At 63.5% G+C, this 20,671-nt stretch carries 16 protein-coding genes; 10 read left to right on the top strand and 6 right to left on the bottom strand.

Annotated elements, in window-relative coordinates; all coding sequences use genetic code 11:
- Positions 1–12: 12 nt before the first annotated feature.
- Positions 13–1,254, bottom strand: a complete 1,242-nt coding sequence (locus ACSQ84_RS35550; RefSeq protein ID WP_436216422.1) for an amidohydrolase family protein — start codon at positions 1,252–1,254, stop codon at positions 13–15.
- A 168-nt stretch (positions 1,255–1,422) separates the two neighbouring features.
- Between ACSQ84_RS35550 and ACSQ84_RS35545 the strand changes: the two genes are divergently transcribed.
- On the top strand, positions 1,423–1,842 hold the full coding sequence (locus ACSQ84_RS35545; protein WP_436216421.1) for a nuclear transport factor 2 family protein: 420 nt from the start codon (positions 1,423–1,425) through the stop codon (positions 1,840–1,842).
- A 141-nt stretch (positions 1,843–1,983) separates the two neighbouring features.
- Here ACSQ84_RS35545 and ACSQ84_RS35540 read toward each other — a convergent pair whose 3' ends face one another.
- Positions 1,984–2,745 (bottom strand): GntR family transcriptional regulator, encoded by a 762-nt coding sequence (locus ACSQ84_RS35540; protein WP_436216420.1) that lies wholly within the window; start codon positions 2,743–2,745, stop codon positions 1,984–1,986.
- A gap of 192 nt (positions 2,746–2,937) precedes the next feature.
- Between ACSQ84_RS35540 and ACSQ84_RS35535 the strand changes: the two genes are divergently transcribed.
- The 5 genes from ACSQ84_RS35535 (at position 2,938) to ACSQ84_RS35515 (ending at position 10,681) form a co-directional block, all read left to right on the top strand.
- Positions 2,938–3,804, top strand: coding sequence for an ABC transporter ATP-binding protein (locus ACSQ84_RS35535; protein ID WP_436216419.1), 867 nt, complete (start codon positions 2,938–2,940; stop codon positions 3,802–3,804).
- The gene (locus tag ACSQ84_RS35530) at positions 3,801–4,577 is read left to right on the top strand and encodes an ABC transporter permease (RefSeq protein WP_436216418.1); all 777 of its coding nucleotides are present in this window, start codon (positions 3,801–3,803) and stop codon (positions 4,575–4,577) included. The genes ACSQ84_RS35535 and ACSQ84_RS35530 overlap by 4 nt, the downstream gene beginning before the upstream one ends.
- Before the next feature lie 47 nt (positions 4,578–4,624).
- On the top strand, positions 4,625–5,650 hold the full coding sequence (locus ACSQ84_RS35525; RefSeq protein ID WP_436216417.1) for an ABC transporter substrate-binding protein: 1,026 nt from the start codon (positions 4,625–4,627) through the stop codon (positions 5,648–5,650).
- A 95-nt stretch (positions 5,651–5,745) separates the two neighbouring features.
- Positions 5,746–7,188 (top strand): amidohydrolase family protein, encoded by a 1,443-nt coding sequence (locus ACSQ84_RS35520; protein WP_436216416.1) that lies wholly within the window; start codon positions 5,746–5,748, stop codon positions 7,186–7,188.
- A 175-nt stretch (positions 7,189–7,363) separates the two neighbouring features.
- Positions 7,364–10,681, top strand: a complete 3,318-nt coding sequence (locus ACSQ84_RS35515) for a carboxyl transferase domain-containing protein (RefSeq protein WP_436216415.1) — start codon at positions 7,364–7,366, stop codon at positions 10,679–10,681.
- A gap of 100 nt (positions 10,682–10,781) precedes the next feature.
- Here the strand turns inward: ACSQ84_RS35515 and ACSQ84_RS35510 are convergent, their stop codons facing one another.
- Positions 10,782–12,410 carry a flavin-containing monooxygenase gene (locus ACSQ84_RS35510; protein ID WP_436216414.1) on the bottom strand — a complete coding sequence of 543 codons (1,629 nt, stop codon included), beginning with the start codon at positions 12,408–12,410 and terminating at the stop codon, positions 10,782–10,784.
- 196 nt (positions 12,411–12,606) lie between these two features.
- Here ACSQ84_RS35510 and ACSQ84_RS35505 point away from each other — a divergent pair, with 196 nt between their 5' ends.
- The 4 genes from ACSQ84_RS35505 to ACSQ84_RS35490 all read left to right on the top strand — a co-directional run bounded on the left by ACSQ84_RS35505 (position 12,607) and on the right by ACSQ84_RS35490 (position 17,097).
- Positions 12,607–13,833: a cytochrome P450 gene (locus ACSQ84_RS35505; protein WP_436216413.1), complete on the top strand. Its 1,227-nt coding sequence runs from the start codon at positions 12,607–12,609 to the stop codon at positions 13,831–13,833.
- Positions 13,834–13,933: 100 nt separating this feature from the next.
- Complete coding sequence (locus tag ACSQ84_RS35500) at positions 13,934–15,532, top strand: GMC family oxidoreductase (RefSeq protein ID WP_436216412.1); 1,599 nt, start codon at positions 13,934–13,936, stop codon at positions 15,530–15,532.
- 7 nt (positions 15,533–15,539) lie between these two features.
- The gene (locus ACSQ84_RS35495; protein ID WP_436216411.1) at positions 15,540–15,989 is read left to right on the top strand and encodes a hypothetical protein; all 450 of its coding nucleotides are present in this window, start codon (positions 15,540–15,542) and stop codon (positions 15,987–15,989) included.
- An 82-nt stretch (positions 15,990–16,071) separates the two neighbouring features.
- Positions 16,072–17,097: a S1C family serine protease gene (locus ACSQ84_RS35490; RefSeq protein ID WP_436216410.1), complete on the top strand. Its 1,026-nt coding sequence runs from the start codon at positions 16,072–16,074 to the stop codon at positions 17,095–17,097.
- A gap of 122 nt (positions 17,098–17,219) precedes the next feature.
- Here ACSQ84_RS35490 and ACSQ84_RS35485 read toward each other — a convergent pair whose 3' ends face one another.
- The 3 genes from ACSQ84_RS35485 to pncB are packed head-to-tail and all read right to left on the bottom strand — an operon-like array spanning position 17,220 to position 20,653.
- Complete coding sequence (locus ACSQ84_RS35485) at positions 17,220–18,002, bottom strand: alpha/beta fold hydrolase (protein WP_436216409.1); 783 nt, start codon at positions 18,000–18,002, stop codon at positions 17,220–17,222.
- A gap of 2 nt (positions 18,003–18,004) precedes the next feature.
- Entirely contained in the window at positions 18,005–19,300 is a 1,296-nt protein-coding gene (locus ACSQ84_RS35480; protein WP_436216408.1) for an O-acetylhomoserine aminocarboxypropyltransferase, read from the bottom strand.
- Between the two features lie 48 nt (positions 19,301–19,348).
- Positions 19,349–20,653, bottom strand: a complete 1,305-nt coding sequence (gene pncB / locus ACSQ84_RS35475) for a nicotinate phosphoribosyltransferase (protein WP_436216407.1) — start codon at positions 20,651–20,653, stop codon at positions 19,349–19,351.
- Positions 20,654–20,671: the final 18 nt, after the last annotated feature.

Below are 20,671 nucleotides of genomic sequence, written 5' to 3'. Positions count from 1 at the left end.
CGTATGCAAGAGTCAGACCTGCGGCGGAAACAGCGTCGGCTGGCGGCGCTCGAACACCTGGCGCCCGTTCTTGAATCCCATCAGCACGTCGGGCAGTTCCGCGATCGCGTTCGGGCCGGTGTCGGTGTCGAGAATAATGAGATCGGCAGGGTTGCCCGGCGCGATGCCGTAGTCCCGCAGGTTCATCAGGCGCGCCGGCAGGTCCGTCACCAGATCGAGGCAGGCGTCGAATTCGCTGATCCCGGCATGGGCGACATTGGCGTAGAAGTTGGCCATCCGCAGCAGCGACGCGTCGCCAAACGGTGTGAAGGGGTTAAGCACGTTGTTGGTCGCGACCGAGCACAGCACGCCGTTCTCGACCAGCCGGTGCGCCACGGTGAGACCGCGCGGCGCATTGTGGGTGGCGTCGCGCCCCATCAGATAAAGATCGGTTGCCGGCAGCACGGTGACGGCGACGCCCGCCTTTGCGAGCCGTTCGGTCGCGGCTTTCAGCCGGTCCGGCGGCAACGCGGAGAGCTTGGTTGCGTGCCCGATCGCGACGCGGCCATGATAATTGCGCCGCTCGGTCTGCCGGCAGACTTCCTCGAGGTGCCACCAGGATGGATCGAGATCGAAGTCGAGATGCAGATCGACATCGACGTCAAACTCCTGCGCCAGATCGAACAGTCTTTCGAGATGCGCATTCGGATCGGTGTCCATGTAGGGACAGCCGCCGATCACCTCGCCGCCGTCGCGCAGCGCCGCGATCAGCAGCTCTTCGGCGCCGGGGTCGTTGGTCAGGCCTTCCTGCGGAAACACGCAGATCGACAGATCGATCGCCCAGGCATAGTCGCGTTTCAGCGCCTTGACCGCCTCGAAACCGCGCAGCGCGATGCGCGGATCGATCTCGACATGGGTGCGCATCCGCGTGGTGCCGTGCACGATGGCGCGCTCGATCACCCGCGCGCCGCGGGCATAGACGTCCTCGACGGTGAAATCGCGCTTCATGGCGGCGACCGCGGCGATCGCCTCGCTAACGGTGGCGTGGTCGTGGCCGCAGCGACCGAGCAGGCAGGCTTTGTCGAGATGGATGTGGGTATCGACGAAGCCGGGGAGGGCGAGCTTGCCGCCGATCTCGATTTCGGGCGCGTCGCAGGCGAGGCGCGGCTCGATGGCGGCGATCCGCCCCTTCGATACGCCGATATCGACCGGGGTAGGCGAGGCCCGGGTTCGGGTATTGCGGAAGATCAGGTCGAAGGCGGCGCGCGCGGTCATCAGGGCTTTGGCCTGCTTCTTAGCTGGTTCGAGGTGAGGGGAGCCTACCGGAAGAGCTGTTGCAGAGCAGCTCCAGATTGTGTGCAGTTTGTAGGCTAAACTGTTCAAAATATGTGCATGCAATTTGAAGCGCCGATTGTAATGTTTTCTCGATCAGGAGCTGCCCCCATGTCCGTTACCGCCAAAGCCGAATCCCGCCCCCTCTCCGACGCCGAAGTGGTCGAAGCCTATCTCACGGCCTCGATGATCCCGGATCCGGATGCCGCGGCGGCCTATATGAAGCCGGGCACCATCATCACTTTTACCGGCGGGCGGGAGTTCGGTCATCCGCGCGGGCCGACCGGGTTCAATGCGCGGCGCTATCGCTGGGTCAAGAAGCAGATGGATCGCTTCGACGTCTGCGCAGGGGTCGACGAAACCGTGGTCTACAGCATCGGCACGCTGTACGGCGAATGGATCGACGGCACGCCGTTCGAGGGCAACCGCTATGTCGACCGTTTCGTCGTGAGGGGTGGCCAGATCGTGAAGATGGACGTCTGGAATGACAGCGCGGAACGCATTCTGGTGCAAAGAGGGATCGAGGCGTGAAAATCAGCTGATCCACTCATCTCTCACCGTCATCCTGAGGTGCGCGCTCTTGCGCGCCTCGAAGGATGAGTACGACCCGTGGCCATCCTTCGAGGCTCGCTACGCTCGCACCTCAGGATGACGTCGAGTGTGCGGTTCTGACTAAGCCCTGACCCTCACCACCTTCGGCATCTTCACCACGCGGTTGCTCTCGCCCTCGTCGGCATAGGGCGCCAGGATATCCAGCAAATCGCGGCCGCGTTGCGGGGCGGGCGCCACCAGGGCCCGATTGGCCACGGAATCCAGATGGCTGTGCATCAGGCTCATCACCTTGGCCTCATCGCCCTTGACCAGGGCTGCGATGATCGCGCGATGCTCATTGATCGCGCATTCCGACGAATGCGGGCGGCTGTACAGGGATAACGTCAGACAGCAGCGATAGGCGACTTCGCTGACATAACGCACGAGGATCGGACTGTTGGTCATCTGCGCGAGCAGGATGTGGAATTCGGTCGCAAGGCGGATCGACACCGCGTCGGTGCCGTCGCGGGCACCATCCTCGGCATCGACATGCGCATTCAGCGTCGCGATCTGGGTCTTGGTCAGCTTGCCGGCGAGCTGGCGCACCACGAGACGCTCGAGCTCGATCCGGATGTCGAAGGCGTCGCGGGCCTCCTGCCAACTCGGCGTCGCCACGACAGCGATCCGGTTGCGGCGAAGCTCGACCAGGCCTTCCGCGGCGAGTTGTCCCAGCGCGTGGCGCGCAATGGTGCGGCTGACGCCAAAACGTTCGCCGAGCGAATCCTCAGGCAGTTTCGCGCCAGGCTCCAGCGCCTGCTCGATGATGGCGCGGCGCAGCGCGCGGCAGATCACCCCGACCTTGTCGGATGATTCTACATTCTTGCCGGCCGAACGAGGCGCCATGGGCGAATCCCTGCGAAGTACTTCGAAGCCGCCTCATATCACAAATGGACAACAATTGAGCGCCTGAATTGCATGCAGTTTGGGGTGCCGATTGCCCAAATTGAATCCGCTGGTTTCGGCGGCGTTTTGCGATGTCGTTGATTTCTATAGGGAGTTTCGCTGGCATCCGGCTTGCATGCACTTCCAGCCATGATGCGCATGCAACCAGATTCGGAATTCTCCGGCGCGCCGGTTTCGGCCGCCCCCGTGCCGATCGCGATCGAGCTGTCCGACGCCTCCGTCACCTTCGGCCGCGGCGACCGCGCGGTGCCGGCGCTGTCGACAACCACGCTCCGGATTGCGGATGGCGAGTTCGTCGCGCTGGTCGGACCTTCCGGTTGCGGCAAGTCGACCATCTTGCGGCTGGCCAGCGGGCTGGTACAGCCGACCACCGGCGCCGTCATCGTCGGTGGTCGGGAAGTCGCCGCCCGCGCCTTGCGCGTCGGCATGGCGTTCCAGAACCCGACCATGCTGCCGTGGATGACGATCGAGCGGAACATCATGCTGCCGCTGAAAATCGTAGAACCCTTTCGGTCGCAATTCCGCAAGCTGCGCAAGACCGAGTACCGCGACAAGGCCAACGCGCTGCTGGAGCAGGTCGGCCTCAAGGGGTTTGGCAGCCGTTATCCCTGGCAGCTCTCCGGCGGCATGCTCCAGCGCGCCAATCTGTGCCGCGCATTGATCCACGAGCCGCGGATGCTGCTGCTCGACGAGCCCTTTGGTGCGCTGGATCAGTTCACGCGCGAGGAACTGTGGTCGATCCTGCAAGAGCTCTGGATGACCCACAAGGCGACCGTGCTGCTGGTGACCCACGATCTGCGCGAAGCTGCATTCCTGGCCAGCCGCATCTGCGTGATGAGCGCGCGGCCCGGCCGCATCGTCGATGACAGCGCGGTCACTTTCAGCCGACCGCGCACGGTGGCGATGACGTTCGAGCCTGATTTCGTGGCGCTGAACCAGAAGCTGCGCGCGTTCATCGTCGATGCCCGCAGCGCGCCAGCAGAGGGAGCAACCTCATGACCGGACGTGATCTCAGGCAGAAAGCCTGGTCGGCGGCACTGATCGTGCTGTTCTTTGTCGCCTGGGAACTGTTCTGCGTGATGACCGGGATGTCCGACCTGGTGCTGCCGCGGCCGTCGGAAGTTTTCGTCACGCTCTACCAGAAATTTCCGCTGCTGTGGCCGCATATCCTGCAGACGCTGGCGACGACGATGATCGGCTTCGTGCTCGGCGTCGGGCTTGGCGTCGTGCTCGGTGCCGTGATCGGCGTTTCCAAAACGGCGTACGACACCGCCTATCCGCTGCTGGTCGGATTCTCGTCGATCCCCAAGGTCGCGGTGGTGCCGATCTTTGTGCTGTGGTTCGGCTCGGGCAGCGTGCCCGCGGTGCTGACCGCGCTGTCGATCTGCTTCTTCCCGATCGTCGTCAACATCGCGACCGGGCTTGCGACCACCGAACCCGAACTCGAAGACGTGCTGAAAGCGCTCGGCGCCAGCAAGTTCGACATTCTCTGGAACGTCGGTCTGCCCCGCACCATGCCGTTCTTCTTTGCCTCGCTGAAGGTCGCGATCAGCTACGCCTTTGTCGGCGCGGTGCTGTCGGAGACCGTGGCGTCGAACCGCGGCATCGGCAACGTCATGATGACTGCGTCCTCGAATTTCAACGTGCCGCTGGTGTTCGCCGGACTGTTCGTGCTCGCCGGTCTCGGCGTCGCGCTCTACGTGATCTTCTCAGTTATCGAGGGCCGCGTCACCGGCTGGGCCACCCGCAAGAACGACCTGATCGCGACATGACCAACGATTTCACGCAATGCCATCCAACCCAGTCGAGGAGGTTCACGATGTTGACGAGAGTAAGCGCCGCGTTGTTGGGAGTAGCTCTGTTCGCGAGCGCCGCCAGTGCGCAGGAAACCACGATCAAGTTCACGCTGGGCTGGAAAACGCAAGGAAGCGACGCCGCGTTCTTCTATGCCAAGGACAATGGCTACTTCAAGGAAGAGGGCCTCAATGTCGTGATCGACCAGGGCGAGGGCTCCGGCGCGACCGTGACGCGCATCATGTCGGGCGCCTATGACGCCGGCTTCGGCGACGTCAACGCCATCATCCAGAACGCCTCGACCAAGCCGCAGGATGCGCCTGTGATGGTCTACATGATCTGGAACCAGCCGCCGTTTGCGATCGTGACCAAGAATTCCAGCGCCATCAAGACGATCAAGGATTTCGAAGGCCGCACGCTGGGCGGCGCGCAGGGCACCCCGACCACGCGGCTGCTGCCGGTGTTCGCCCAGAAGAACAAGCTGGAAGGCGAGAAGATCAAGATCTCCAACATGGCGCCCAACTTGCAGGAGCCGATGCTGATCAAGGGCGACATCGATGCCGCGCTGGTGTTCAACATCACAAGCTATTTCAACCTGGTGCTGAACCGCCAGGATCCGGACAAGGACTACCGATGGTTCTCGTTCGGCGACTACGGCCTGGACCTCTATTCCAACGGCGTGATGGTCTCCCGCAAGCTGCTGGCGTCGAACCCGAAGGCCGTGGCCGGTCTTGTTCGTGCCGTCAACAAGGGCATGATCGCGATCGCGAAAGACCAGAATGCCGGCATGAAGGCGGCGCTGAATTACGACAATCTGATCAATGTCGACGTCGAGAAGCGCCGGCTGCAATACTCCTTCGACAAGCTGATCGTCTCGGCCGAGATGAAGGAAATCGGCGTCGGCGACGTCAAGGACGAGCGCATGACCCGCGCCATCGGCATCATCGTCGAGGGCTACCAGCTTGCCCGGGCTCCGGCAGCGTCGGAAATTTTCTCGCGCGAATTCCTGCCGCCGCGTGCTGAACGTGAATTGAAGTACACGGCGAACTAACCTCGTCATTGCGAGCGCAGCGAAGCAATCCATGCTCTCCATACGGGGAGAGTTGGATTGCTTCGTCGCTTCGCTCGCAATGACGGTATGCTGGAATGCCTATGGAAGTTACCGCACACAGTCTGTTCTCCGGCCCTGATCGCGCCCTGCTCGAAAACGTCGTGCTGCGGCACGACGGCGGCGTGATCACATCCATTTCCGAGGGAGTGCCGCCCACGACCGGCCCCCGCGCCCTCGTTCTCCCGGCGTTCGTCAATGCCCACGATCATGCGCGGCCCACGGCGTCGTCGTTCGGTGCGATCGGGATGCCGCTGGAAAGCTGGATCCTGCGATCGGCGCTCGGTACGCCCGTCGATCCCTACCTCACGGCGACATCCGCGCTGGCGCGTTCGGCGCGGGCGGGCTGCGCGTCGATGATGGTGCATTACACAAGGCCGAGCGGAACCATGCCGCTGGTCGACGAAGCCAAGGCGATTGCGCGGGCGGCTTCCGATGTCGGCATCCGCATTGCATTCGCGCTCGCGGTGCGCGACCAGAATCCCATCGTCTATGGCGATGGCGAATCTGTCCTGTCGGAACTGCACGGCGATGATCGCAAGACGATAGAGCAGTTGTTCGTCCGCGCGCCGATGTCGCCCAAGGCCTATATCGAACTCACCGATGCGATTGCCGCGGCGATATCAGGCCCCAAGGTCGATGTGCAATTGGGGCCAGCGGGCGTGCAGTGGTGCTCAAAGCCGTTGCTCGAAGCGGTTGCCGAAAACTCGGCGTTGACCGGCCGCCGCATCCACATGCATCTGCTGGAGACCATCTACCAGCGCGCCTGGGCGGATGCGCATTTCCCGGATGGTATCGTTCGCTACCTCCGCGACATCGGCTTTCTGTCGGACAGACTGACGCTGGCGCACTGCATTCATGCAAGGCCCGACGAGATCGAGATGATCGCCGCGTCCGGCACGCGCATCGTCACCAACTTCAGTTCCAACATGCATTTGCGCTCCGGCTTTGCCCCGATTGCCGCCGCGCATCGATGCGGCTGCAGCATCACGGTCGGTGTTGACGGCCTGGCGCTGGACGAGGACGACGACATGCTGCGCGAGATGCGGCTGGTGCAGATGTTCCATGGCGGCGTCGGCTTCAAGCGAACCTGGACGCCGCAGGAATTCCTCGGCCTTGCCGTCGCCAATGGCCGCAAAGCCACCGGCGCGCCTGGGACAGGTGCACTGCTGCCGGGCGCTCCGGCTGACTTCGTCACCATCGACCTCGACCGCCTCGATCGCGATCAGATCATGCCGGTCGATCCGATCGAGCTTCTGTTCGCCAGAGGCAACGCGTCGCTGTTGCGTGAGGTGGTGGTGGATGGACGCACGATCGTCAGCGATGGCCGCTGCCTCGGTGTCGATCTTCCGGCGATCGAACAAGAGTTGCGCGGCATCTACCGTGCCAATGCCGGCAAATTCGAAAATTTTCAGCGCGCGTGGCCACCGCTTTCGGCTTCGCTGCAAAACTGGTTCGAAACCCAACTGGGTTGCCGGTAAGCGCTTCGTATCGTTCGTGAATTCCGTATCGCGGAACAAGGCGCGGCAGCGACGAGCTAGTGCGCGCTTCTTGCCATTCTGATGGTCTCATTGGCATTCAATGCGCTCGGAGAATCCTTGCGTATCGTGCTCGATCCGACCATGAAGGATCGATAATCCTTTTGCGGAAGCTTTTATGCCTTTTAATAGACTCCTGATCGCCAATCGCGGCGAGATTGCTATTCGTATCGCGCGGGCGGCGGGTGAGACCGGCCTTGCCACCGTCGCGATCTATCCCGCTGACGACGCGTTGTCGCTGCACGTCCGCGCCGCCGATGCCGCGCATGAAATTCCGGGGCGGGGCGCCCGCGCCTATCTCGATATCGAGGCGGTCGTGGCCGCCGCCAAGGCCACCGGCTGCGATGCGTTGCATCCCGGCTACGGGTTTCTCAGCGAAAACACCTTGCTGGCCCGGCGCTGCGCGGAAGAAGACATCACCTTCATCGGCCCGTCGCCGGAGGCGCTGGATCTGTTCGGCGACAAGGCCAAAGCCAAGGCGCTGGCGAAACAGTGCGGCGTGCCGATCATCGAGGGCACCAGCGGTCCGACCTCGCTCGAACAGGCCAGGGCTTTCTTTACATCTTTGGGCTCCGGCGGCGCCGTCATGATCAAGGCCATCGCCGGCGGCGGCGGGCGCGGCATGCGGATCGTGGATGATGCCGCCAGGCTGGAAGAGGCCTACGCGCGCTGCCAGTCGGAGGCCAAGGCGGCCTTCGGCAGCGACGGAGTCTATGTCGAGCGCCTGATTCGCAACGCCCGCCACATCGAAGTGCAGATCATCGGCGACCACCACGGTGCGATCAGCCATTTGTGGGAGCGTGAATGCACCATCCAGCGGCGGAACCAGAAGCTGATCGAGGTGGCGCCGAGCCCGTCGCTGAGCAACAGCTTGCGCACGCGCATCATCGACGCCGCCAAGGAGCTCGCCGCCGCCGCGAACTACGACAATCTCGGCACGTTTGAATTCCTGGTGGATGGCGACGCCAGGGGCGAGGATTCGGCCTTCGCCTTCATCGAAGCCAACCCGCGGCTTCAGGTCGAGCACACCGTGACCGAGGAAGTGCTGGGCGTCGACCTGGTGCAGGCGCAACTCGCGGTCGCCGGCGGCGCCACGCTGGGCTCGCTGGGTCTGGCGCAGTCCTACATCCCCAAACCGCGCGGCTACGCGATGCAGCTCCGCGTCAACATGGAAGTGATGGACGAGAACGGCGTCACCAAGCCGACCGGCGGTACGCTATCGATGTTTGATCTGCCGGCCGGGCCCGGCGTTCGCGTCGATACGTTCGGCTGCTCCGGCTACAAGACCAGCGCCGCGTTCGACTCGCTGCTCGCCAAGGTCATCGTGCACGCGACCGGCCCGAACTGGACCGACGTGGTGCAGAAGGCCACGCGCACGTTGCGTGAATTCCGCATCGGCGGTGTCGCCACCAATATCCCGTTCCTCGGAGCGGTGCTGGCGCATCCGGATTTCATTGCCAACCGCATCAATACCGGCTTCATCGATACCCACGTCGCCGCGCTGGTCCATGCGGCGAATGATCTTTCGGCGCCGGAGCTGTTGGAAGCGGGCGCTGCGGCGTCCATTCCGGAGGCCCGCGAAACCTCGGCCGCATCAGCCGGTCCGGCCGGCTCGGTGCCAGTACCGGCGCCGCTGCAGGGCACGATCGTTGCGATCGAGGTTAGGGAAGGCGACCTCGTCCGTCCCGGACAGCAAATCGCCGTGCTTGAATCCATGAAGATGGAACATCTGGTGACCGCGCCGCATGGCGGCAAGGTGACCAAGATCGCGGCCGATGCCGGCGTGACCCTGATGCAGGACGAGGCCATCCTGTTTCTCGAACCGGCCGAGATCGATGCCCATGATGTGGCGGAAGAAGAGGATGTGGATCTCGATCATATCCGGCCTGATCTCGCCGAACTGATCGCGCGCCACGCCATTACGCTGGATGAGAACCGGCCGGCCTCGGTCGAACGTCGGCGCAAGACCAACCAGCGCACCGCGCGGGAGAATATCGCGCAGCTCGTCGATGACGGATCTTTTGTCGAGTACGGCTCGCTGGCAATCGCCGCGCAGCGCCGGCGGCGCACGGTCGACGACCTCATCCAGAACACGCCGGCTGACGGTTTGATTTCCGGCGTCGCCACCGTGAATGCGGAACAATTCGGCGCCGAAGGCGCGCGCTGCATGGTGATTTCCTATGACTACACCGTGCTGGCCGGCACCCAGGGCCATATGAATCACAAGAAGATTGACCGCATGCTCGGCCTTGCCGAGCAATGGCGGATGCCGCTGGTGTTTTATGCGGAAGGCGGCGGCGGCCGTCCCGGCGATACCGACCGGCTCGGCATGACCGGCCTCGACGGGCCGTCCTTTGTGCAGTTCGCAAAACTTTCGGGATTGGTGCCCGTTATCGGCGTCGTCTCCGGCTATTGCTTTGCCGGCAACGCTGCGATGCTCGGCTGCTGCGACGTGATCATTGCCACCAGGAACGCCTCGATCGGCATGGGCGGCCCGGCGATGATCGAAGGCGGCGGCCTCGGCGTCTATCATCCGGCCGAAGTCGGCCCGGTGTCGTTCCAGTCGCCGAACGGCGTCATCGATATCCTGGTCGAGGATGAAGCGGAAGCCACGACTGCCGCGCAAAAATACTTGTCGTATTTTCAGGGCGCGGTAGCGGACTGGAAGGCGCCAGACCAGCGCCTGCTGCGGCGCGCGATCCCCGAAAATCGCCTGAGGGTCTATGACATCCGGACGGTTATCGACCTGCTGGCCGACGAGGGATCGGTGCTGGAAATCCGCCGCGATTTCGGCGTCGGCATGATAACGGCCTTCATCCGCATCGAGGGAAAACCGTTCGGCTTGATTGCCAACAATCCAAAGCATCTTGGCGGTGCGATCGACGCGCCCTCGGGCGACAAGGCCGCGCGCTTCCTGCAGCTCTGTGACGCCTTCGACATCCCGATCGTGTCGCTGTGCGATACGCCCGGTTTCATGGTCGGACCCGAAGCCGAGAAGACCGCGATCGTGCGCCACGTTGCGCGGATGTTCGTGACCGGCGCCAGCCTGACGGTGCCGCTGTTCGGCGTGGTGCTGCGCAAGGGTTATGGCCTCGGCGCGCAAGCCATGATCGGCGGCGGCTTTCACGCCTCGTTCTTCACGGTGGCCTGGCCGACCGGCGAATTCGGCGGCATGGGCCTGGAAGGCTATGTCCGGCTCGGCTTCCGCAAGGAGATGGAAGCGATCGCCGATCCCGAGGAGCGCGAGAAATATTACAAGGCCAAGGTCGCCGAGCTGTATGCCAACGGCAAGGCGGTCTCGATCGCCTCCGTGCTGGAGATCGACGAGGTGATCGATCCTGCCGACACCAGGCACTGGATCATGGCGGGGCTGCGGTCGGTACCGAAGCCGGAATCGCGGAGCGGGCGCAAGCGGCCGTGCATTGATGCGTGGTGAATGCGTAGGGTGGGCAAAGGCGCCCTTGCGCCGTGCCCACCATCCATCGCCGATTGCTGCGCTAAATGGTGGGCACGCTTCGCTTTGCCCACCCTACGAGCTACCCCAATCTCAACTCCTCATAACCCTTCGCCGCCACCTCGTCGCACCGCGCGCGGTAGGCTGGCGCGCTGCCGCTGTAGCGGGCGATGATGCGGGTTTGCTTACCCTCGACGTTGGAATTGATGCCGGTCATCCAGGAATTGACCTCGTTGGATAGCAGCCCGACGCCGAGCGCCTTGACGTGATCGGTCCATGATTCCACGCCGGCGGCGGTCGCTTCCAGCCGGGTCAGTTGGTTGTCCCGCGCGAACCGCACCAGCCCGGTGACCCAGTCGACGCTGTACTCGATGCTGCGCGGGATATTGCCGAGCGCGGTGTGCGGCCCCATCAGCATCATCATGTTGGGGAATTCGTGGACCATGATGCCCAAATAAGTCTGCGGCCCATGCTTCCACCTGTCTTTCAGCCGGGCGCCGCCAGCGCCGCGGAAGTCGATCTTGTCGAAACTGCCGGTGATGGCATCGAAGCCGGTGGCATAGATGATGATGTCGAACTCGAATTCCCTCGCGCTGGTCTTGATGCCTTCGGGTGTGATCCGCTCGATCGGTGTCTCATTGATGTCGATCAGCTCGACATTGTCCTGGTTGTAGACCTCGTAATAAAAAGTCTCCAGCGGCAACCGCCGCGTGCCAAAGCCATGGTTCTTCGGGATCAGCTTCTCGGCGACCGCCTGATCCTTCACCCGCTGCCTGATTTTTCGCGCCACGAAATCGCTGATCGTCGCATTCGCCTTGCGGTCGATCAGGATGTCGCGGAAATTGCCCTGCCAGATGCCAAAACCGCGCTCGCCATACAGCTTCTCGTAGAACGCCTCGCGCTCCTCATCCGAAACCTCGAACGCGCCGCGCGGGTCCGGCGTGTGCAGGAAGCACGCAAAGGTCTCCTGGCAGCGGGCGAACATCTCGGGATAGCCGGCCTTGATCGCCTTCTGGGTTTCGGCGTCGATCTTGCCGTTGTGCAGCGGCGCGCACCAGTTCGGCGTGCGCTGGAACACCGTTAGATGGCCGACATCCCTGGCGATGGTCTGGATGGTCTGCACGCCGGTGGCGCCGGTGCCGATCACGGCAACGCGCTTGCCTTTGAAGTCGACCGGCTCATGCGGCCATCGCGCAGTGTGGAAGGACGCGCCCTTAAAACTGTCGCGGCCCTCGATGTTGGGCAGCGTTGGGGTCGATAGCGGGCCGATCGCGGTGATCAGGAAGCGGGTGCGGAATCGGCTGCCGTCCTCCAGCGTGAGGGTCCAGCTCCGCGAACCCTCGTCGTAATGCGCCGTCGTGACCCGGCTTTTGAACTGGATATCGCGGCGCAGGTCGAACTTGTCGGCGACATGGTTGAGATAACGCAGCGTTTCCGGCTGGCCCGCAAAGTGCTCGGACCAGTCCCATTCCTCCAGCAGCTCCTTCGAGAACGAGTAGCCGTAGGAGTAGCTTTCCGAATCGAAGCGAGCACCGGGATACCGGTTCCAGTACCAGGTGCCGCCGACATTGGTGCCGGCCTCCAGCACGCGCACCCGCAGGCCCAGTTCGCGCAGGCGATAGAGCTGGTAAAGGCCCGACATGCCCGCGCCGATGATGATGCTGTCGTAATCCATCTCGGATGGGCTATCGGTTTGGCGGGCAGTGGCCACGTGGGCGGTTCTCCCGGATTGGTTACACCAAAGCTAGCCGTTCTTGCGGCCGCGAACAAACCGCGGAAAGCGCATCTGGTATGTGGCAGGATAGCCCGCCAACCGGCGCCGCTCGGCTTTACTCGACACCGTTTCTGACCCTATCGTGAGGCTCCGATCGCCCCTCAAGCGGCGACGGACTAGCGGGAGCGAAGCGATGGCCCAGGCGCTGCAGCGCAGGCTGAATTCGATCGATGTCAGCGATCCCAGGCTGTATCAGGACGACAATTGGCGGCCGCTATTCGCGCAGTTGCGCCGCGACGATCCCGTGCATTATTGCGAGGCCTCGCCGTTCGGGCCGTATTGGTCGGTAACGCGCTACGACGACATTTTTGCGGTCGAGCTCGACCACGAAAATTATTCGTCGAGTTCGGAACTCGGCGGCATTCAGGTCACCGACCAGCCGAAAGGGCAGGAGTTCGCCAACTTCATCCGGATGGACCCGCCGGGCCATACTGCGCATCGCCGCACCGTCGCGCCGATCGTCGCGCCATCCAACCTCGTCAACCTCGAGCCGCTGATCCGCAGGCGCACCTCGGACGTGCTGGACGCGCTGCCGCGCAACGAGACCTTTGACTGGGTCGCGCGGGTCTCGACCGATCTCACCAACATGATGCTGGCGACGCTGTTCGACTTTCCCTGGGCAGACCGCGAGAAGCTGACCTGGTGGTCCGATGTCGCGATCGCCAATGTCGAGGCGCCCGACGCCGTGGTGCATTCGGCGGAAGAACGTATCGCTGAACTCACCAAGATGGGCGAATATTTCCGCAGACTATGGGATGCCCGCGCCAACGCCGCGCCGACCTTCGACCTGATCTCGATGCTGGCGCATTCGCCGGCGACTCAAAATCTGGGGCCACGCGAATTCATCGGGACGATTGCGCTTTTGATCGTCGGCGGCAACGACACCACGCGCAATTCCATGACCGGTGGCTTGATGGCGTTGGTCGAAAACCCCGAACAGTTCGAATTGGTCCGCAGCCGGCGCGAATTGATCCCCAACCTCGTTTCCGAGACCATCCGCTATCACACACCGGTGCTGCATATGCGACGCACCGCGCGCAACGACGTCGAATTGGCCGGCCGCCGAATCGCAAAAGGCGACAAGGTCGTAATGTGGTACATTTCAGGCAATCGCGATGAGGACAAGATCGACCGCGCCGACCGATTCATTGTCGATCGCGCGAAACCCCGGCAGCATCTCGCCTTCGGCGCCGGCATCCACCGCTGCGTCGGCGATCGGCTCGCCGAACAGCAAATCCGCATTCTCTGGGAGGAAATCTTGCAACGGGATCTCAGGTTCGAAATCACCGGGCCGCCGCAGCGGTTGTGCTCGAATTTCATTCGCGGCATTCGCACGCTGCCGGTGAGGATTGTGAATTAATTTGCGGCGTCATTCCGGGATGGTCCGAAGGACCAGACCCGGAATCTCGAGATTCCGGTTCGATGCTTCGCATCGCCCCGGAATGACAAGAGGAACCCGAATGAACGATCCCGTTGACGTCCTGATCATTGGCGCCGGTGCCTCCGGCGCCGCCGTCGCCTGGAGCCTGGCCGATACCAAGATGCACATTCTCTGCCTCGACCAGGGCGGCTGGATGAATTCTTCCGAATATCCGAGCACCGGGCGTGATTGGGAGGCGAAGTTTTATGGCGACTGGTCGACCAGCCCGAACATCCGCGGGCGGCCTGAGGATTATCCCATCAACGACGACAACTCACCGATCAAGGTGGTGAATTTCAACGGCGTCGGCGGCTCCACCGTGATGTACACCGCGCATTGGCCGCGACTGCATCCCTCCGATTTCAAGGTCAAGACGCTGGACGGCGTCGCCGATGACTGGCCGATCGGTTACGACGCGCTGATGCCGTTCTTTGAAGAGAACGACCGGATGATGGGCGTATCGGGCCTGTCAGGCGATCCGCGTTCGCCGTTGACGCGCCCGCCGATGCCGCCGCAGCCGCTCGGGCTCTCCGGCCCGCTGATCGGCAAGGCCATGAACAAGCTCGGCTGGCACTGGTGGCCGTCGGACACCACGGTCGCGACGATGGATTACGAGGGCAGGGCGCGCTGCATCAATCTCGGCCATTGCACGCCGGCCTGCGCGCAAGGCGCGAAAGCGTCGACCGACATCACCTATTGGCCGCACGCGATCCGCGCCGGCGTCGAACTCAAGACCCATTGCCGCGTGCGTGAGATCCTGACCAACGAGAACGGCATGGCCTCGGGTGTCGTCTACTACGACAAGGATGGCGTCGAGCAGTTTCAGCCGGCCGAAGTCGTCATCATCGCCTGCAACGGCGTCGGCACGCCGCGGCTGCTTTTGAATTCGGTCTCCGGCCGTTTTCCGAACGGCCTCGCCAATTCGTCCGGCCTGGTCGGCAAGAATTTGATGTTTCATCCCTATGCGCAGATCTACGGTTTTGTGAAGGAGCCAACCGACTCTAACCGCGCGCCGCCGACCTGCCTGTGGAGCAAGGAGTTTTACGACACCGACCTCTCGCGCGGTTTCGTCCGCGGCTACGGCATCCAGTTCGGCCGCGGCGCCGGACCGGTGTTCGAGGCGGTCGCGAGCGAGCAGAAGGGCATCTTGCCGTGGGGCGCGGATCACCATCGCGTCTTCCGCAAGCTCAATGGCCATCGGCTCGGGGTCTCCGCGATCTGCGAGGACCTGCCCGAGGAACATAACCGCGTCACGCTCGATCCCGTTTTGAAGGACAGCCACGGCATTCCCGCGCCAAAGATCGATTATACGATCAGCGAGAACAGCCGGAAGATGATGGCGCACGGGCTGGCGCGGGGGAGGGAAATTCTCGAAGCTGCGGGTGCCACCGATCTCTGCATCAACGACCCGATCCCATGGGGTGGTTGGCATCTGCTTGGCACCGCGCGGATGGGCACCGATCCGGCGCGTTCCGTGGTCAATGAATGGGGCCGCTCGCATGACGTGAAGAATCTCTTCATCGTCGACGGCAGCGTGTTCGTGACGTCAGGCGGCGTCAACCCGACCTCCACCATCCAGGCGATCGCGCTCTATGTCGCCGACCAGATGAAACAACGTCTTGCCAATTTGTTCGATTGAGGAAGTGATGTCCGCAGCCAATGAACTGACCTCAGCCCAACGCGACGATCTGCGCATGATCGCTGCGATGATCGTTCCAGCCAGCCATGAGTACAAGGTGCCAGGCGCCGACGATCCCGCGATCCAGGCCGATATGTTGGCGACGCTCGGGCGCGACACCGCGCAGGTGGCGCAGGCGCTCGACCACCTCGCGCGCCTGGCCGGCAGGCCGCTCGCCGACCTCGATCCGGCGCGGCGCGATGCCGTGGCCCAGGAATTCCGCGCCTCGGGCGGTGCGGCGGCGGCAACCCTCGTCCGCGTGGTGCTGCAATGCTATTACCGCGACGATCGCGTGCTGCGTTCGCTCGGGCTGGAACTCCGCGCGCCATTCCCGCAAGGATACACACTGGAGCAGGGCGACTGGTCGCTGCTCGATCCGGTCAAGGCGAGGCCGCCGAACTTGCGGCGGGCCACGTAGGCCTCAGGGCAGCTTTGCGCGCTGGTTGCGGCTCTTGCGGCGAGGTAATCCCGTAACCATCTGACGGGCGAAGGAATTCGCCATGTTGGATTATACCTCAGATAACGCCGATGACGCTCCGTCATCGCGCGCGACCGAACACGCCCCCGATAACGACCAGACGCTGCTGGATGCCTATTCGGACGCCGTGATCGGCGTGACCGAACGCGTTGGCCCTGCCGTTGTGCGCGTCGAAACCGGACCCAAGGTGCGCAACGCACGCGAGCGCGGCGGACTTGGTTCGGGCATCGTGATCTCGCCGGATGGTTTTGTGCTGACCAACAGCCACGTGGTCGGATCGTCGAAAGAAATCCGGTTGCGGGATACCGAAGCTTTTGTCACCGACGCCCATGTGCTCGGTGTCGATCCCGATACCGATCTGGCCTTGCTGCGCGCCGACGGCGCGCGCGATCTGCCCTATGCGTCGCTCGGCAATTCAAAAAGCCTGCGCCGCGGCCAGCTCGTGGTCGCGATCGGTAATCCCTTAGGGTTCGAGTCGACCGTGACCGCGGGCGTGGTGTCGGCGCTGGGACGTTCGATCCGCTCGGTGAGCGGGCGCACCATCGAGGACGTGATCCAGACCGATGCCGCGCTCAATCCCGGCAATTCCGGCGGGCCGCTGGTGTCGTCGGCGGCGGAGGTGATCGGGATCAACACCGCGATCATTCAGGGCGCGCAGGGCATTTGCTTTGCGGTCGCCAGCAACACCGCGCAATTCGTGCTGTCCGAGATCATCCGTCACGGCTACGTCCGCCGCGCCTATATCGGCGTCTCCGGCCAGACCGCGCCGATCCTGCGGCGGCATGCGGTGGTCGCCGGCGTCGACAACAAGATGGGCGCGCTGCTGGCGCAGATCGAGGCCGATAGCCCCGCGGCGCAGGCCGGGCTGTTGCCGGGCGACGTCGTGATCAAACTGGATGGCGTCGAGATCAACGGCGTCGACGATCTGATCCGCGCACTCGACCGCGACCGCATCGACCGCAAGCTGGAAATGGACGTGCTGCGGATGGGAAGGTTGCGTGCGGTGGATATTCATCCGGTGGAGCGGAAGCGCGCGGCAAGGCAGTAGTGTCCACCCCTCATGGTGAGGAGGCGCGCAGCGCCGTCTCGAACCATGTGGCCCGGCCGGTGGCCTGCATCCTTCGAGACGCGCGCAAGAGCGCGCTCCTCAGGATGAGGGTAGAAGCAATTTCACTCCCGCAACGCCGCCAGCAACTCATCCGGCGCTTCGGCCATCATCATGTGGCCGGCGCCGGGCAGCACGACGACACGGGCGTTCGGTGTCGCCGCCGCCAGCATCTTGCCTGATTTCGCAGGCGTCATCATGTCGCGCTCGCCTAGGATGAAGGTCGCGGGCACCTTGACCGCGGCCGCTGCCGCGAGTGCACCCTCGTACGAATTGCAGGCGTTGAGATCGTTGTACAGCACGCCCGGACGGGTCTGTTGCAGCACGCGCTGCGCGCCCTGATGCATCCATAGTCCCGGCGCGAGGCTGCCGCCGAGTTCGGCCTTGAAGCCGAGGCCCCAGATCGAGACCATGTCGATCGCATCGGGATTGTTGAACTCCGCGGCTTTGAGCAGGTCGGGGCCGACGGTCATCGTGGCGGCGGTTCCGATCAGGCTGAGCCCCGACACTTTATCGGGATGTCGCGCCGAGGTTTCCAGTGCGATCAGCGATCCCATGGAATGCCCGACCAGTCTTGCCTTCGGCGCACCGGCCGCCTCCAGCAGCGCCGCAGTCCAGTCGGCCATATCGGCAATCGTCGGCAGCGGGTTACCGGAAGAACGGCAATGGCCCGGCAGGTCAGGCGCCAGCACGGCATAGCCGTGATGGGCGAACCAGCGGCTGTGCAGCGCCCAGGTCGAATGATCGAAACCGGCGCCGTGCAGCATCACCACCGCGGGCAGCGAAGGATCGAACGGCCGGCCGCCGGTGGCAATGAACGTATCGACCCCTTTGACTGAGAGTTGCATGCTCACACCTTCTGCGATGCGCGAAGCGCCTGGCCGAGATCGTCGACGATATCTGCCGCGGCTTCAATCCCGACCGATAGCCGCACCAGTTCCTCGCCGACGCCGGCGGCCTTGAGTTGCGCGGCGTCCATCTGCTGATGGGTGGTACTAGCGGGATGGATCACCAGCGTCTTGGCGTCGCCGACATTGGCGAGGTGGCTGACCATGCGCAGCGTCTCGATGAATTTCTTGCCTGCGGGCCGGCCGCCCTTGATGCCGAAGCTGACGATCGACCCAGCGCCCTTTGGCAGCAGCCGCAAGGCGAGCTGATGATCGGGATGATTCTCCAGCGCCGGATGCAGCACCCACTCGACCGCCTTGTTAGCCCTAAGAAATTCCAGCACCGCCAGCGTATTGCTCATATGGCGTTCCATGCGGACGCCCAATGTCTCGACGCCCTGCAGCAGCTGGAACGCATTGGTCGGCGACAGGCAGGCGCCGAAATCGCGCAAGCCCTCGGTGCGGGCGCGCATGATGAAGGCGGCCTGGCCGAACTGCTCGTCGAAGACGATGCCGTGATAGCCGGCATAGGGCTCGGTCAGAACAGGGAATTTTCCGGAGGCATGCCAGTCGAAATGGCCACCATCGACGATGACGCCGCCGATCGCGATGCCGTGGCCGCCGATCCATTTGGTCGCCGAGTTCATCACGATGTCGGCGCCGAGTTCGATCGGCCGGCTCAGGAACGGCGTTGCAAAAGTGTTGTCGATCAGCAGCGGAATTTTGGCGTCATGCGCGATCTCCGCGACCGCCGGAATATCCAGCACCTCGAGGCCGGGATTGCCGATGGTCTCGCCGATGACCAGCTTCGTGTTCGGCTTGATCGCGGCGCGAAACTCGTCGAGCGCGCGCGGTTTGACGAACGTCGTCGTGATGCCGAAGCGCGGCAGCGTGTGCGCGAGCAGATTGATGGTGCCGCCATAGAGCGAGGAGGACGCCACGATGTGGTCGCCGGCATTGAGCAGAGTCGCGATCGCCAGATGCATTGCGGCCATGCCGCTCGCCGTGCAGATCGCGCCGACGCCGGCTTCCAGCGCGGCAAGCCGTTCCTCGAGCACCGCGGTCGTCGGATTCGAAATCCGGGTGTAGATGTGTCCGGCGCGTTCGAGGTTGAACAACGCGGCGGCATGGTCGGAATCCTGGAACACGTAGGACGTGGTCTGGTAGATCGGCACCGCGCGGGCGCCGGTGACGGGATCCGGGCGCTGGCCGGCGTGCAGGCTCAGGGTTTCGAAGGCAGGCGGCTTGGGTGCGGGCATGCGGGCCTCGTCAAATCGGTTGGTGGCCAGGGATGGGGTGTTGCCGGTTCAGACGTGAACGGCGGTGCGAACGCGGCCGACATTTCCGAACACGCGTAAATATCGCTCGACCTCGGACGGGATGCCGGTGGCTTTTTCCGGATTGTCCGACAGTTTGACCGCCGGCCGTCCATCGACCGACGTCACCTTGCAGACGATCGAGATCGGATCGAGATCGGCCGATCCGTCCGGCGCACAGCCGACGAAATCATTGGTGAGGTTGGTGCCCCAACCAAAACTGATACGCACACGGCCGGAGAAGTGCCGATGGGTCTCTTCGATCGAGCCGACATCCATGCCGTCGGAGAATACCAGCAGCTTCTCCCGGGGATCACGGCCCTTCTGTTTCCACCAGGTGATGATGTCTTCGCCGGCCGCGATCGGCGGCGCGCTGTCGGGGCGAAAGCCGGTCCAGTCGGCGACCCAGTCCGGCGCATCGCGCAGGAACGGTTTTGTGCCGAAGGCGTCGGGGAGCGCGATCAGCAAATTGCCGCCATAGGTGTGGCGCCATTGATCGAGGATGCGATAGGGCGCCCAGCGCAGTTCGGTGTCGTCGTCGGCGAGCGCGGCCGCGACCATCGGCAATTCATGCGCGTTGGTGCCGATCGCTTCGAGATCATTGTCCATCGCGAGCAGCACGTTGGAGGTGCCGGTGAACGAAGAGCCGAGGCCTTCCTTGACCGCCTCGACGCACCAGCGCTGCCACAGAAAACCGTGGCGGCGGCGGGTGCCGAAGTCCGACAACCGCAAGCCCTCGAGTTTGCGCAGCCGCTCGACCTTGGTCCACAGCTTGGCCTTGGCGCGGGCATAGAGCACGTCGAGGGCAAATCGCCCCTGGCCCTTCAAGGCCTGGCGCGAGCGCAGTTCGTTCAGGATCGCGAGCGCCGGGATTTCCCACATCGTGGTGTGGGTCCACGGCCCGTGGAAGTGCAGCTCATACTGGCCGTCCACCTTGCGCAGCTCGTACTCGGGCAGGCGGAAATTGGCGAGCCAGTTGATGAAGTCGGGCGAGAACATCTGGGTCTTGCCGTAGAACGTGTTACCGGCGAGCCAGATCAGTTCCTTCTTGGTGAAGCGGATGGTCCGGGCATGGTCGAGCTGGGCGCGCAATTCGCCCTCGTCGATGATTTCGGCCAGCCGCACATGCTTGCTGCGGTTGATCACCGAAAAGGTCACTTGCTGATCCGGATAGAATTCCCGAATCATCTGCAGCATCAGCAGCTTGTAGAAATCAGTATCGAGCAGGCTGCGCACGATTGGATCGAGCCGCCAGCCGTGGTTGTAGGTCCGGGATGCGATATCTGTCACTGCCATGCCGGAACTCTATCGCGC

The organism is Bradyrhizobium sp. LjRoot220 (assembly GCF_964252915.1).
Classification (GTDB): Bacteria; Pseudomonadota; Alphaproteobacteria; order Rhizobiales; family Xanthobacteraceae; genus Bradyrhizobium.
The sequence above is the reverse complement of the archived record's forward strand: the minus strand, read 5'-3'. Positions and strand labels throughout refer to the sequence as shown.